The 15,060-nt window shown below is 38.9% G+C and carries 14 protein-coding genes; 8 read left to right on the top strand and 6 right to left on the bottom strand.

All coding sequences use genetic code 11. The features are described from left to right. Nucleotides 1-74: 74 nt before the first annotated feature. Nucleotides 75-872, bottom strand: coding sequence for a T9SS type A sorting domain-containing protein (locus tag ACFO5T_RS01430; RefSeq protein ID WP_380031433.1), 798 nt, complete (start codon nucleotides 870-872; stop codon nucleotides 75-77). A gap of 254 nt (nucleotides 873-1,126) precedes the next feature. On the opposite strand from ACFO5T_RS01430, the gene ACFO5T_RS01425 reads away from it, so the two are divergent. Next, nucleotides 1,127-2,266 (top strand): cystathionine gamma-synthase, encoded by a 1,140-nt coding sequence (locus ACFO5T_RS01425; RefSeq protein ID WP_380031430.1) that lies wholly within the window; start codon nucleotides 1,127-1,129, stop codon nucleotides 2,264-2,266. 44 nt (nucleotides 2,267-2,310) lie between these two features. Here the strand turns inward: ACFO5T_RS01425 and ACFO5T_RS01420 are convergent, their stop codons facing one another. Next, nucleotides 2,311-3,153: a THC0290_0291 family protein gene (locus ACFO5T_RS01420; RefSeq protein ID WP_380031428.1), complete on the bottom strand. Its 843-nt coding sequence runs from the start codon at nucleotides 3,151-3,153 to the stop codon at nucleotides 2,311-2,313. A 205-nt stretch (nucleotides 3,154-3,358) separates the two neighbouring features. Here ACFO5T_RS01420 and gdhA point away from each other — a divergent pair, with 205 nt between their 5' ends. The 4 genes from gdhA (at nucleotide 3,359) to ACFO5T_RS01400 (ending at nucleotide 10,301) form a co-directional block, all read left to right on the top strand. Next, entirely contained in the window at nucleotides 3,359-4,702 is a 1,344-nt protein-coding gene (gene gdhA, locus ACFO5T_RS01415; RefSeq protein WP_380031426.1) for an NADP-specific glutamate dehydrogenase, read from the top strand. Between the two features lie 191 nt (nucleotides 4,703-4,893). Then, the gene (gene porZ, locus ACFO5T_RS01410) at nucleotides 4,894-7,173 is read left to right on the top strand and encodes a type IX secretion system anionic LPS delivery protein PorZ (RefSeq protein ID WP_380031424.1); all 2,280 of its coding nucleotides are present in this window, start codon (nucleotides 4,894-4,896) and stop codon (nucleotides 7,171-7,173) included. Next, nucleotides 7,173-7,892, top strand: a complete 720-nt coding sequence (gene recO, locus ACFO5T_RS01405) for a DNA repair protein RecO (RefSeq protein ID WP_038598396.1) — start codon at nucleotides 7,173-7,175, stop codon at nucleotides 7,890-7,892. The genes porZ and recO overlap by 1 nt, the downstream gene beginning before the upstream one ends. Continuing rightward, nucleotides 7,893-10,301 carry a TonB-dependent receptor plug domain-containing protein gene (locus ACFO5T_RS01400; RefSeq protein ID WP_380031421.1) on the top strand — a complete coding sequence of 803 codons (2,409 nt, stop codon included), beginning with the start codon at nucleotides 7,893-7,895 and terminating at the stop codon, nucleotides 10,299-10,301. 38 nt (nucleotides 10,302-10,339) lie between these two features. Here ACFO5T_RS01400 and rsmI read toward each other — a convergent pair whose 3' ends face one another. From rsmI to ACFO5T_RS01380, 4 genes are read right to left on the bottom strand one after another with little or no spacing between them, the layout of a single operon-like run. Beyond that, complete coding sequence (gene rsmI / locus ACFO5T_RS01395) at nucleotides 10,340-11,014, bottom strand: 16S rRNA (cytidine(1402)-2'-O)-methyltransferase (protein WP_380031419.1); 675 nt, start codon at nucleotides 11,012-11,014, stop codon at nucleotides 10,340-10,342. 41 nt (nucleotides 11,015-11,055) lie between these two features. Then, a complete protein-coding gene (locus ACFO5T_RS01390) occupies nucleotides 11,056-11,418 on the bottom strand; it encodes a DoxX family protein (protein WP_380031417.1) in 363 nt (120 codons plus the stop codon). Then, complete coding sequence (locus ACFO5T_RS01385; protein WP_380031415.1) at nucleotides 11,415-11,771, bottom strand: hypothetical protein; 357 nt, start codon at nucleotides 11,769-11,771, stop codon at nucleotides 11,415-11,417. The genes ACFO5T_RS01390 and ACFO5T_RS01385 overlap by 4 nt, the downstream gene beginning before the upstream one ends. A gap of 16 nt (nucleotides 11,772-11,787) precedes the next feature. After that, nucleotides 11,788-12,573, bottom strand: coding sequence for a hypothetical protein (locus ACFO5T_RS01380; protein ID WP_380031413.1), 786 nt, complete (start codon nucleotides 12,571-12,573; stop codon nucleotides 11,788-11,790). 113 nt (nucleotides 12,574-12,686) lie between these two features. Between ACFO5T_RS01380 and ACFO5T_RS01375 the strand changes: the two genes are divergently transcribed. The 3 genes from ACFO5T_RS01375 (at nucleotide 12,687) to mscL (ending at nucleotide 14,941) form a co-directional block, all read left to right on the top strand. Continuing rightward, nucleotides 12,687-13,343 (top strand): thymidine kinase, encoded by a 657-nt coding sequence (locus ACFO5T_RS01375; RefSeq protein WP_380031411.1) that lies wholly within the window; start codon nucleotides 12,687-12,689, stop codon nucleotides 13,341-13,343. Further along, complete coding sequence (gene alr / locus ACFO5T_RS01370; protein WP_380031409.1) at nucleotides 13,344-14,444, top strand: alanine racemase; 1,101 nt, start codon at nucleotides 13,344-13,346, stop codon at nucleotides 14,442-14,444. 89 nt (nucleotides 14,445-14,533) lie between these two features. Then, nucleotides 14,534-14,941 carry a large conductance mechanosensitive channel protein MscL gene (mscL, locus tag ACFO5T_RS01365; protein WP_038598415.1) on the top strand — a complete coding sequence of 136 codons (408 nt, stop codon included), beginning with the start codon at nucleotides 14,534-14,536 and terminating at the stop codon, nucleotides 14,939-14,941. The last annotated feature ends 119 nt before the right edge of the window (nucleotides 14,942-15,060 follow it).

The raw sequence follows: 15,060 nt of genomic DNA, 5'->3' as shown, positions 1-15,060 counted from the left end.
TAGGGTTAAGGCTGCAATAAAAAAAGGCTACTCATAATTATGAGTAGCCTTTTAAAAAGTTTAAACTGTAAAGCTTATTGTTTGATAAACTTGTAAGTTCCTGTTTGACCTTCCGCAGTTACTTGTACTAAGTAAGCTCCAGTTTTAAGGTTAGATACATCAATAGCATCAGAAAGAGCATTTACTCTCTGGTTTACTACTACTTGACCTACAAGGTTGTATACTTTAATACTAGATATAGTAGAAGCTGCAGTAACGTTTAACACGTTTGAAGCTGGGTTAGGAAACATTGAGAATCCGTCTACATTGTTTTCTCCTGTACTTAAAGCCTCAGGAACTGTAATTTCTAAAGAAAAACCAGCTATTGTACCTGTGTCACCTCCAGCATCATCACATACTTTTAATGACCAGTCTCCCGCTGTAGTCTCACCCTCAAAAGCAGCTGCAAATGTTCCTCCTTCTGGAGCGTATGGTCCTGCACTATATGGAGTAGTAGCAGTTGTGATGTCTTCTCCACCATCTGTAAATAGTGTCATAGCATAAGTATCATCTGCACTTCCTCCATTATCTGAAGATAGCTCTAATTCAGTTCCAGCAGGTGAAACTAAGAAAATGTCGAGGTCACTTGACCAAGTGTGTGTTAAGTCTATAGTTACACCAGTAATGGCTGCCATATCAGTTCCGATGGTGTAATCATCTTCTGCTGCCACTGTAGCAATTACTAGGTTTGGAGCTGTAGCACAGTCTGCTGTACTTGTTCCTGTACCATCTAAATCTACAGGTACATCTGTTGCTGCCGCGTCAATGACATAGTCTTGACCAAAAGAAAGTGCACTTACTAGTAGTGCACACATAAAAGTAATTTTTTTCATATTAATATTGTTTAAGGTTATCAATGTGTTAAATATAAGTTATTTGTGCTAACAGGGCTTTTTTAATGAAGGTTAATTTATTTTTTTTCGTTAAATGGTCATTAAATTGGAGAGTATTGTGAATAAAATCTTACAAAAGGCTTAATAACAAACGTTAGTATGTTAAATAGTTGGCTATTCCTTAATTATTTGTTGTGCACTGCACTTTATCTTCCTACTTGAGTTAAGTAGCTTTGTTATATGAAAATCTCTCTATGAAATTTAATACTAAAACCATACACGGTAACCAGAAGCCAGATGCAGCTTATGGATCTGTGATGCAACCCATTTATCAGACATCTACTTATGCTCAACAGTCACCGGGTGATCATAAGGGATATGCCTACAGTAGATCTGCAAACCCTACACGTCACGCACTTGAGCAATCTCTTGCAAGTATAGAAAATGGAGCATTTGGAATGGCATTTGCCTCTGGTATGGCCGCAATAGATGCGGTAATGAAACTACTTAAGCCTGGTGATGAGGTTATCACAACAAACGATATCTATGGTGGTTCTTTTCGTTTATTTACTAAGGTTTATGAAGGTTACGGTATTACCTTCCATTTTGTAGATATGAGTGATATTAAAAATATCGAAACTCAAATCACAAATAATACAAAGATGATCTGGATGGAGTCTCCTACAAACCCGATGATGAACATTTTTGACATACAAGCCGTGGCCAAACTTGCAAATCAAAATAACATACTCCTTGCTGTAGATAATACCTTTGCGACACCTTACCTGCAAAACCCTCTAGATCTTGGGGCGCATATTGTGATGCATAGTGCTACAAAATACTTAGGCGGTCATAGTGATCTAGTAATGGGAGCGCTCATTGTAAATGAAAAGACGCTAGCAGAAAGGCTTTATTTTATACAAAATGCGTCTGGCGCTATATGCGGTCCTCAAGATGCTTTTCTCGCGCTGCGCGGTATAAAAACATTGCACGTGCGTATGGAAAGACATTGTCATAACGGGCGTGCAATTGCCCATTATCTTAAAAATCATTCTAAAGTTGAAAAGGTGTACTGGCCAGGTTTTGAAGACCACCCTAGCCACCATATTGCTAAGAGACAAATGAAAGATTTTGGGGGGATGTTATCATTTTCCACATATGGAGATAGTACAGAAGATGCACTCAAGGTTATAAAAAATTTAAAAATCTTTACCCTCGCCGAAAGTCTAGGAGGGGTTGAGAGTCTAGCCGGTCACCCAGCTACAATGACGCACGCTGCAATACCTAAAAAAGATAGGCTTAAAATAGGTTTAACAGATTCTTTAATACGACTAAGTGTGGGGATAGAAGATGTAGATGATTTAATAGAAGATCTTGAGCAGGCTCTTGAGTAGTATTCCGCTTTAGCGAAAGCGTAACTCTCAACCTTATCAGTATTTTAATCTAGGTAATAGATATACCCTACATTCATCCAGAATATCCAGTCATTTACTCTGTTTACAGGTCTTGGGTCTGGATTAAGTCCATCTACCCAGTTTGAAGTGTAGTAGTGCCATCTCAAATCTATATTAAGATCACTTAGAATACCTAATTTATAACGAGTACCTACACTCCAAGTGATTGCCCAAGTATCACCCACACGGGTGTCAATACCTGTACCCATCTGTCCTTCACCTACATTAAAACCTTCTATAATAGCAGGTCCCGTATCTGTAGGGTCTGTTGTAAAAGGATTGAGTACTTGTCCAAAGATATTACCATCCTCGCGTAGTGAGGTTGTAGCACTAGGATTAAAGGAAACAAAGTGAGCTCCTACACTTACATACGGAGCAAACTTATAGGCTCCTGCAGAGAAGTCACGTATGCTCATAGGGAAGTATTCTAGTTGTGAACCTATCTCTAGTACTTGAGTTCTCCCTTTATGTGCGCGTAATCGCAGACCCCCAAAATCATTATCACTCGCCTCTGGGCCAAAGTTGTCTAAGTTTGTTATATGGAAATCTATCTCGTTTCGTACCTTAAAGTGATCATTAAAGTAGGTGTACTTTGAGTAACAGTTACAGTCTGCTTGATAGGCAAAGTTTAGGTAGTGCACTATCCCCACACCAAAGCCTACATTACCAAGGTTGGTCTCAACATTACTACGCTCTCCATAATCAGATTGAAACGCAACTGGACCGGCTATAACGCCAAGTTCGTGTGAAAACCCAAACTGAGCATTTAAGCCCTGCTGTGTGATCACCATTAATAATAATGCCAGTAGTAGGTACTTGGCTCTCATAAGTAGGTAATTAGGTGAGCAAATATATAAAAATATGTCAAACATCGGGTTTTTTGAGTTAAAATGATATTTAACGTAAGTGTAATCTTACAATAGTATATTTAATTATGATATTCTAAAAAAAACACGCTAAAAATCAAGGATAATGTATATTTGTAGCTCTAACAGAACAATGTTTAAAGCATTGTCATAATAGATACCTTTTATGTCAGACAGCATTAAAAAATTTGTCGATTATGTTGCTCAGAGCAACCCAAATGAACCAGAATTTATGCAGGCAGTCCACGAGGTGGCAGAAACTGTAATTCCTTTTATAGAAAAAAATCCAAAATACCAGGGTAAGAAACTCTTAGAGCGTATGGTTGAGCCAGAGCGCACTATTATGTTTAGAGTGCCTTGGACAGATGATTCTGGAGAGATTCAAGTAAATAGAGGATACCGTGTAGAGTTTAACAGCGCTATAGGACCATATAAAGGAGGACTTCGTTTTCACCCTTCTGTAAACTTGAGTATTCTTAAATTTTTAGGGTTTGAGCAAGTGTTTAAAAACAGTCTTACTACATTACCTATGGGTGGTGGCAAAGGAGGATCTGACTTTAACCCAAAAGGAAAGTCTGATGCAGAGGTAATGCGTTTTTGCCAGAGCTTTATGAGCGAGCTAGCTCGTCACATAGGTCCTAACACAGACGTACCTGCTGGAGATATAGGAGTAGGCGGTCGTGAGATAGGATATATGTTTGGACAGTACAAGAGACTTCGTAATGAGTTTACAGGAGTACTTACAGGTAAAGGTCTTACTTATGGAGGTTCATTAATGCGTCCAGAAGCAACCGGTTATGGTGATGTATACTTTGCACAAAGTATGCTTAAGACTAAAGGTGAAACTTTTGAAGGTAAAGCAGTAGCAGTTTCTGGATCTGGAAACGTTGCTCAATATGCTACAGAGAAAGTTACTCAACTAGGAGGTAAAGTAGTGACTATGTCAGACTCTGGAGGTTACATTTATGATAAAGATGGTATAGATGTAGATAAGCTTACGTTTATTATGGATCTTAAAAATGTAAAACGTGGTCGTATAAGCGAGTATGTAGATACATACACAAGCGCAGAGTATCACGAGGGACAAAGACCTTGGTCTACTAAGGTAGATGTTGCACTTCCTTGTGCTACACAAAATGAACTTAATGGAGATGAGGCAAAAACACTAGTAGATAACGGATGTATATGCGTTGCCGAAGGTGCAAATATGCCTTGTACGCCAGAAGCTATAGAAGTTTTCCATAATGCAAAAATTCTTTTTTCACCTGGAAAAGCATCAAACGCAGGAGGTGTTGCGACATCTGGACTAGAAATGTCTCAAAACAGTTTGCGTTTTAACTGGACTGCAGAAGAGGTAGATCAAAAACTTCACAAGATTATGCTAGACATACACGAAGCGTGTGTAGAGTATGGAAAAGATGAAGACGGTTATGTAGACTACGTAAAAGGAGCAAACGTTGCCGGATTTGTAAAGGTGGCCGATGCTATGCTAGCTCAAGGAGTAGTATAATAAGTCACACATATAATATAGTATTACAATCAGACAGCTCAGGCTGTCTGATTTTTTTATGGGTAGTAGTACGCTTTCGCGAAAGCGTAATCAGGAAACCTAACTATCTTATGCATAACCTAGCTCCATTTCTGTGCTCAAAGCAATAATTGTACATTTGGTCGTTTTATACAAATAAACAGTTACCGGTAGTGAAGACGCGTTTTTTCTTATTGATTCTTCTCACATCATTTACAGTGATGTCGCAAGACTTTTCAGAAAACTGGACAGCACATTACTCTTATAACCGAGTGTCTGATATGACCTCTGGTAATGATAGAGTATACGTGGCTTCAGAAAATGCTGTTTTTATATATGACACACTTGATGAGACTATAGAGACTAGAACCACCGTAAATGGTCTTTCTGGTAATGTAATATCTGCTATTTATTATAGTGAAAATTTTGACACACTTTTTATAGGGTATGAAAATGGTGTTATAGATGTTGTAGTAGGTAATAGCACAGATGTTCTTACAGTGGTAGATATTTTTAATAAACCTGCTATCCCACCAGACCGTAAGCGCATTAATCATTTTGAAGAGTATAATGGCTTTGTTTATATATCATCAGGCTTTGGTATTTCTTTATTTGAACTCAACCAGTTAGAGTTTGACGATTCTTATTTTATAGGTAACGGCGGTGGCTTACTAGATATAGGTAGTGTAGCCATACAAGAGCCATACATCTATGCAGCGTCTAGTGACGGAGGTTTACGTAGGGCACTTGTTGCAAATGATAATATTATAGATTTTGATAACTGGGAGACTATACGCACTGGATCATATCAAGAGATCGTAAGTTTTAATGATGACCTTTACTTACAAGAAGATAACCAGATTCTTATCTCTCAAAATGGGTTAGATTATAACATTTTTGAATCATACCCAGAGACGGTAATAGACATTAGACCTAATGAAGATTTCTTATCTGTAACATATAATGCTACCGTCTTACTTTATGATGAAAATCAAAATCTAGCTCAAACCTATGGTGCGATAGAAGGTTTTACAACAAGATATACTACTACATTGACACTTCAAGGAGAAATCTTTGTTGGGACACTGGGTTCTGGTGTGGCGCGATTTTCTAGTAATAATATTTCTGATGTAGCAAGGCTACTTCCTAATGGTCCGCTAGAAAATGAACATTTTGATGTAGCAGCAAGTGCTGGAAACGTGTGGTCTGTTTTTGGAGATTTTGATGTCTCTTATAATCCTTTCCCGCTCAAAACACAGGGAATAAGTAGATATGAAGAGGGTTTAGGGTGGAGTTTTATAAACCCTGGAGATCTTTTTGGGGCGACAAATTTTGTGCACGTCGCTGTAAACCCCTTAGACCCAACACAGCTGTATGCAAGTTCTTTTAATGGAGGTCTAGTTGAGGTACTAGATGCAACGCCTAGTATTTTATATGATGAAAATAATAGTTCGCTATCTCCTGTTTCATCAACTACAGATGATGTACGTGTAAACGGAGGAGCGTTTGATGCTGAGGGTAATTTCTGGGTGACTAATGCAAGATCACCTTTAGGCTTGCATAGGGTAAGTCCAGCGGGACAGTTTTCTTCTTTTAATACAGAGGAGATTCTCGCCGGAAGTGATGCAAATCTTGATGCCCTTGCAATAGGTCTTGATGGTGTTGTGTTTTTTGGTACAGATACCAGAGGTGTGATTGCTTATAATCCCGCTACTAATGAGTTTGCAAGACTTGCAGGAGAAGATGGAGCAGCAAATTTACCTATAGATGATATACGCTCGCTAGCAATAGATAGAAACGGGGCTTTGTGGATTGGAACACGATTAGGTCTTAGAGTACTATTTGGCCCATCACAAATTTTTGAAAACCCTCAGATAAGCGCAAATGCAATTATATTTTTAGAGGATGGTCTAGCTCAAGAATTGCTTAATGACCAAGTGATAACAGATATCATTGTAGATGGAGCAAATAATAAATGGCTAGCCACTGCAGACTCTGGTGTGTTTTACGTGAGTCCTAATGGTCAAGAAACCATTTTTCACTTCACTACAGATAACTCACCACTGCCGTCTAACACGGTACAATCTGTTGCGATAGATCCAGAGACGGGTAGCGTTTACTTTGGTACCGTAAGAGGTATGGTATCTTTTGATGGTACTTCAACCGCTCCTGCAGATAACCTGGAGAATGTACTTATATATCCTAACCCAGTGAGACCAGGCTTTAATGGTAACGTGCGTATAGAAGGACTTACCGCTCGTACTAATGTAAAAATTACAGACCTAGTAGGTAACCTCGTTTATGAAGAAAATACCACAGGTGGCAGCATAGAGTGGGATACAACAGCCTTTGGCCGTCATAAGGTTGCTTCTGGGGTATACTTATTACTCATTACCGGCCCTCCAGAAGAAATGCAAGAGACTACCATAGAAAAAGTGATGATCATACGATAATGCTAGTAAAAACAGAAGCTATTGTATTCTCTGCGCTCAAGTATGGTGAGGCAGATCTTATTGTAAAGGCTTTTACAAAAAGCAGCGGTGTCAAGTCTTATCTACTGCGAAACATTCTTAAATCCAAAAAAGGAAAGCTACGTGTAGCGATGTTTCAGCCGCTCACCCATCTGGAGATAGAAGCAAACCATAAAGACAAGGGAACCCTCGAGAGTATAAGAGAAGCAAAAGTCATTACTCATTATACGAGTCTGCACACGCAGGTTGCAAAGAGTGCTATTGTTTTTTTTATATCAGATATGCTGCGATCTTCTGTGCAAGAGGAAGAAGAAAATGCTCCATTATTTGAGTTTCTGGTTGCCTCAAGCTTATGGCTAGATTTACATAGTGATATTGCAAATTTTCATCTATTATTTTTAGTGAAGTTAAGCGGTTATCTAGGCTTCTATCCAGATGATAGTGAGGCACATCACATATATTTTAATTTGCTAGATGGTTATTTTGAGTCTTCAGAGCGCACCTTGTATAGTAGATCTGGAGAAGAAATTGAGTTGTTAAAAAGGTTCTTAGGCATAAATTTTGATGCACTTACACAAATCAAACTAAACCAAAAACAACGCACCTCCTTTCTCAATATACTGTTACAGTATTATGAGTTACATTTGCAAGGTTTTAAGAAACCTCGCTCACTAGCGGTGCTTAACTCAATTTTTAGCTAAATGCGCATACTTTTATCCCTATTTCTGCTGCTGTCTTTTACTTCTTACTCTCAGGTCATTACAGTACTAGATGTAGACACGCGTGAGCCTATAATAGGGGTTGCTATCTTTAATAATGACAAGAGTAAAAGTGCACTCACAGATTTTGATGGTAAGGCAGATGTGACCGCTTTCGCGAAAGCGGAAACCCTTTATTTTCAAGAAGTCGCACATAAGGACGCTCAGTATACAAAAGCACAAATAGCAGCATTTTCAAACCGAATTTTTCTCAAACAAAAGGATAACCAGCTTACAGAAATTGTGCTCTCTGCTAGCAAATTTGCACAAAGCCGAAAGAATGTACCTCAGAAAATAGTAGGTCTCACCTCAAAGGATATTATAAGAGCAAACCCGCAAACAGCGGCAGATTTACTAGAGACAAGTGGGTCTGTTTTTGTTCAAAAAAGTCAGCAGGGTGGAGGTAGTCCACTCATACGAGGATTCTCTACAAATAGGCTACTTATCACATTAGACGGTGTGAGATTTAACACGGCCATATTTAGAGGTGGAAACGTGCAAAACGTGATATCTATTGATCCTTTTATTATAAACCGCACAGAAGTATTACTAGGTCCAGGTTCGGTAATTTATGGTAGTGACGCTGTAGGTGGAGTGATGAATTTTTATACAAAACAGCCCAAACTATCATTTTCAGACAGCCTTACGGTAACAGGTACAGCTGTGGCTAGAGTAAATACGGCCAATAATGAGAAGACGGGTCACTTTGATATCACACTGGGTAAGAGGCAGTGGTCTTTCCTCACAAGTGCTAGTTATTCAGATTATGATAACCAGCGACAAGGGAAGCACGGCCCAGATGATTACCTACGTTCTGAATATGTGCAGACTATAGATGGGGTAGATGTAGCTGTCACAAATGATGACCCACTGGTACAAGTAGGCTCTGCTTTTAACTCACTTAATCTAATGCAAAAAGTGAGATATACACCTAATGAAAAGTGGGATTTTAACCTTGGGGTGATTTATGCAGCCACATCAGATTATGATCGTTATGATAGATTAACGAGAAAACGTGATGGCGAATTTAGATCGGCAGAGTGGTTTTATGGTCCACAAAAGTGGTTTATGACTAACCTCCAGGTTAATAAAGAAGGTAATGGTCAGTACTACGATAGAGTGATAGGTACCTTTACTTACCAGAATTCTAAAGAAAGTAGAAATGACCGGGATTTTAACGCGACAGACTTCTTTGAGACAGATGAGAGTGTAGATGCAATATCTGTAGGTTTAGATTTTGTTAAGAAGCTTGAGACTAAGAGAAACAAAATATTTTATGGCCTTGAGTATATACATAACAAAGTACACTCAGATGGTCAAGTAACAGACATAACTACGGGTGACATTGCAAACACAGCCTCGAGATATCCAGATGGCTCTACCTGGCAATCGCTAGCAGCTTATGCCAGTGCACAAATAGAGCTTTCTGATAAGACACATTTACAAACGGGATTACGTTATAATCATATCTTACTAGCAGCAGACTTTTCTGATAATAATGAGTTTTTTGCATTTCCTTTTCAAAACGCAGACTTGAGTACGGGTAATCTCACTGGAAGTTTTGGAGTGACTCACGAGGTGTCAAAAAAAGTAAGTGTTAAGGCAAATGTAGGTACAGCTTTTAGAGCACCTAATATAGATGACGTGGGTAAAATTTTTGATAGCGAGCCAGGTTCTGTTGTTGTGCCTAACCCTGATCTTAAATCTGAATATGCCTATAATGGAGAGCTGGGCGTGAGTCTTAATTTTTCTAACGTACTAGAGTTTGATGTAAACGGGTATTATACACTGCTGGAGAACGCGCTGGTGCGTCGCGATTTTAATCTTAATGGTGCTACAGAAATAGAGTATCAAGGTGAAACTAGTAATGTACAAGCTATTCAAAACGCGTCTAAGGCAGAGGTATATGGTGTGGAGATAGGGGCAAATGCAAACCTCACAAAGCATTTAAAACTCACAAGCCAGTTTAATTACACGAGTGGTGTAGAGCAAGAAGATGGGAGTTATGTGCCTTTTAGACACGTGGCACCACTCTTTGGAAATGGGCATTTAATCTGGGCAAAAGATAAGTGGACACTTGATGCCTCTGTGGCATATAGCGGTAAGTTTGATTTTGATGAGCTTGCTCCTAGCCAGCAAAGTAACTCACACCTTTATGCACTAGACGGAGATGGTAATCCCTTTTCACCTAGCTGGTATGACTTGAGTATTGCTAGTAGATATGTACTTTCAGATAGTTGGTCTTTTACAGCAAATCTTGAGAATATTACAGACCAGCGTTACCGTACGTATTCTTCTGGAATAGCTGCTGCGGGAAGAAATTTAATACTTGCGGCGACTTATAATTTTTAAGATTACGCTTTCGCGAAAGCGTAAAAAAAACCATTTAACTACTTGCTTTTGCCACCTACTATGATGACAATCTCACCCTTAGGAGGTTTGTTTGTATAATGTGCTAGTACCTCTGCTGCGGTACCTCTCACGGTTTCTTCGTGTAGTTTTGTAATCTCTCTAGATACTGATACAGGTCTATCTTCTCCAAAGTATTCTACAAAGTGGCCTAAGGTCTTTACTAGCTTGTGAGGCGACTCATAAATAATCATCGTGCGTGTCTCTTCTTTAAGTGCAAGAAAACGAGTCTGGCGACCCTTTTTTACAGGGAGAAAGCCTTCAAAAACAAACTTATCATTAGGGAAGCCACTATTTACAAGTGCAGGTACAAATGCCGTTGCACCTGGTAAACAGTCTACCTCTATACCTGCCTCTACACAAGCACGCGTAAGTAAAAAACCAGGATCAGAAATGGCTGGTGTACCCGCGTCACTTATACAAGCTATGGTCTCCCCGGCAGCAATGCGCTTTACAATAGCATCTACCGTTTTATGCTCATTATGCATATGGTGACTCATCATCTGGGTGTCTATCTCATAGTACTTGAGTAGTTTACCGCTAGTGCGTGTATCTTCTGCAAGAATAAGATCTACCTCCTTAAGTATGCGTATGGCACGGAAGGTCATATCTTCAAGATTACCTATGGGTGTGGGTACGAGATAAAGTTTTGACATACCGCAAAGTTAGTGATTAATGACAGTTTGTAGCTGTAAATCTAGCGATACATAGGTCGTACCTCTTTACCAAAAAAATATGATGCAAGTACGAGAACCGTTGTAACAAGTGTGAGAGTAATATCCTGGTCTGCATTATAATGTGCCGCTACAGCGAGCACAACATCCATAAAAATACCAGCATATGCCCATTCTGTAAGCCAGGGAATACCTCGCCAGAGTACCATTGCAACACCTGCAATTTTTAATATGGCTAGCGGTATAACAATGTATGTGGGGTAGTTTAAAGATTCAAAAAAACCTTCAACCATCGCTGTGTTTCTAAAATACATTTGTGCAGAGTATAACATAATGGCACAAATACCTATGGTAGCAATCCAGTAAATGATGCGTTGTGTTTTCATAAGTTGGTGTTATTAAGGTTAGAATTGAATTTAAGCAACTGAGATTTAAGCTCTTTGCCTTCTTCGTAAGTAATCCTAAAAGCTTTTAACGATTTTTTAAAAACACCACTTTGAGTTGAAACTATTATTTGCTCTTTTAGTCCATCATAACTTATGAAGTTTATGCTCTTAAAATCTTTTTTTAAAATTGTTTTATTAGAAAGAATTAATTGTAAGTGATTTTCTGAAACAATTATTCTGTCAGTTTTGGTCTTTCTTAATTTTAATATAAGAAACAGCAGAAAGTTATTATTGAAAATTGCACTTTCCACAAAAGTGGAAGCAGATTTTTTATTTAAAACAGTTATAGACAAAGCAGTCTTGAATAAATTACGCGTATCGACTTTCAACGACCTCCATAAATCGCTCCTCTTGTATTTCTTTACCTTCCCAGTTATTATAGTCTGGCTTTACCATCTGGGTAATAAAGTTTCTCGCCTCGCTAGCAGAAGCAAATGTCTCTAGCTGGCTTAACACGCGGTTGTAGTCAGACGTACTTCCGGCAAAGAGGTGTTTTATAAAAGAGAGTTTATCATTAAGCCCTATTTTAAGCCCTGTCTTTAAGCGATCATTAAGGTTCTTAGGTTTTTCTTCTTCTTTGGGAGTCTCGGTTGTTGTTTCTTTTGGTTCAAATATGGGTGTTTGACCATACTCAGAGCCTATTGTAAAGCTGTCATTTTTACCTACAGCAGGTTCTTGCGGGATGATGGAGTCTATCACCTTATCAATATCTGCCGCTTCTGGTGCCATTTCTGGCCACATATCTTTTATTTTTTCTATAACGGGCTCGTGTACTGGATCTTCATCATTGTACTCTGTACCATCAGGTCTGTGGTGATCTGTTGTTCCTTTTGCCTGCTCACTTTCTGTAGGTTCAGAAAATAGGTCTTGCTTTACGGTCTCGATAGAAGTTACTGCCTCAAGATTATCTTCTACATCTTTGAGACCTATTGTGGGTACACCTGTTTTTTCTAGCTTTTCTGCATAGGCCAGTACGGTTAATTTTTCGTGTAGTTCTCTAGAGGTAGCTGCTAGCTTAGTATAATCTGCTGTATCACGTAGTTGTAATATTTTGTGTGCTAGGCTTACAAGGTCTGCCTTGATGGATTTCTTCATAACTTTGAGATATGTGGGGTCGGTTTCGACGTAATTTTGATACATTTACCTACTCCTAATCATTGGGATTGATAAAACGAAATTAAATTCGTTTTGGTGTAGAAAAGTACAAAATGTTTCTCGAAAATACAGTAAATCATAAAGAGCAATTTGGCTGGATAGAAGTCATTTGTGGGTCGATGTTCTCTGGTAAAACTGAAGAACTCATCCGTAGGCTCAAGCGCGCGCAGTTTGCAAAACAAAAAGTAGAAATCTTTAAACCTGCGGTAGACGTGCGCTATGATGAAGAAATGGTAGTCTCTCACGACTCAAATGAGATACGATCTACACCTGTACCAGCAGCAGCAAATATTCCTATTCTTGCAGATGATTGTGATGTGGTAGGTATAGATGAAGCACAGTTTTTTGACGATGAGATTGTAAAGGTGTGTAATGATCTTGCAAACCGAGGCATAAGAGTAATCGTTGCGGGACTTGATATGGATTTTAAAGGAAACCCCTTTGGACCTATGCCTAACCTTATGGCAACAGCAGAGTATGTGACTAAAGTACACGCCGTTTGCACACGTACAGGTAACCTAGCACAGTATAGTTATAGAAAAGCACAAGGCCAAGATATTGTAATGCTAGGCGAGACAGAAGAGTATGAACCTCTATCTAGAGCGGCATATTTTAAAGCAATGCTGCGTGATCGTCTTCGTAAGATGGATGTAGATCAACCAGAAGAGATAACTCCTACTCAAAAAGAGGCTCCTCAAGACCCTAGCTAGATGGCTATAACACGGTTAGAAATAGATCTCAGTGCTTTAAAGCATAACTATACGTATATGCGTAGCAAAGTCGCGCCAAATGTAAGAATGATGGCCGTAGTAAAGGCATTTGCATATGGTAGTGATGCACAAGTGGTTGCTAAAGAGTTAGAAAAACTCAATGTAGACTACTTTGCGGTGGCATACGTGGCAGAGGGTGTCGCGCTGAGAGATGCGGGTATCACAACACCTATTTTAGTACTGCATCCACAGCCAGATAATTTTGAAACACTGCTAGAGCGCTGTTTGGAGCCTAATATTTATAGTAAGAGGATGCTGGAGATGTTTTCCGCTTTCGCGAAAGCAAAAAAGCAAACCGCATATCCCATTCACCTTAAGTTTAATACAGGTCTTAATAGGCTAGGGTTTACAGCAGATGATGTCCCTTGGATTGTCGAACAGGTACTCAAATCCGAGCATCTAAAGGTGAAATCCTTATTCTCACACCTAGCGGCTAGTGAAGATCTTGACGAGCGCGATTTTACTTTACATCAAATTGCCCAGTTTGATGAAATAGCAAATGAAATAAAGACCCAATTAGGTTATGCACCATTTATGCATATGACCAATACTTCAGGGATTATTAATTATCCCAGTGCTCACTATGATTGTGTGCGCACAGGTATAGGGTTGTATGGATATGGTAATACACCAGAAGAAACAGCAAACTTAAAACCAGTTGCTCGTCTTAAGTCTGTAATCTCACAAAAACATATTATTAACTCAGGTGACAGTGTAGGGTATAACAGAGCCCTTATTGCAAAAGAGCAGATGGTAACCGCAACAATACCTATAGGTCACGCAGATGGTATTTCTAGAGCCTACGGTAATGGCGTAGGTTACGTAACAATTGCGGGAGAGAAAGCTCCTTTTGTTGGGAACGTCTGTATGGATATGATTATGGTAAACGTTACAAATATTACCTGTGAGGAGGGAGATGATGTAGAGATTTTTGGAACACACACAGGGGCAAATGCTTTAGCTCAAAAAGTGCAGTCTATCTCTTACGAATTACTTACTATGGTTGGTCAGCGAGTAAAACGTGTCGTTCTTCGAGAATAGTATTTTTAACATCAAAAAAATTAACGTTTCTTTAGGCTTTCATTTTTTTTGTTACCTTGTGTTAAAATTAACCTTAAAAACTGACTAAAATGTTAAAAGAATTTAAAGAGTTTATTATGACGGGTAACGTCATAGATCTTGCCGTAGCTGTTATCCTTGCAGGCGCAATAGGATTAGTAATAAACGGTTTTGTGGGAGATATTATGATGCCTATCGTAGGTCACTTTGCAGGAGGTGTAGACTTTGCAGATCTTAAAGTAGTACTTGATGAGGCTGTTGTAGCTGCAGATGGTACAGTTACAACTGCAGAAAATGCAATTATGTATGGTAAGTGGATCAACGCGATCATAAACTTAATCATTGTAGGATTTGTATTATTTATGATGGTTAAAGCTTACAACAAAACTAAGAAGCCAGTTGTAGAAGAAGCTCCAGCAGATCCAGGACCATCTGAGATTGATTTATTAAAAGAGATCAGAGACGCTCTTAAGAAGTAATTACTCGTAGCAACCGCTACACTATTATATTCTAACTTAAACCACCTTGTTTATCTAGCAAGGTGGTTTTTTTATAGGTTGTGAACAAACTTTAACAGATTGTTATATATGTAACTAAC

This window comes from Dokdonia genika, from assembly GCF_042652845.1.
Classification (GTDB): Bacteria; Bacteroidota; Bacteroidia; order Flavobacteriales; family Flavobacteriaceae; genus Dokdonia; species Dokdonia donghaensis.
The sequence above is the reverse complement of the archived record's forward strand: the minus strand, read 5'-3'. Positions and strand labels throughout refer to the sequence as shown.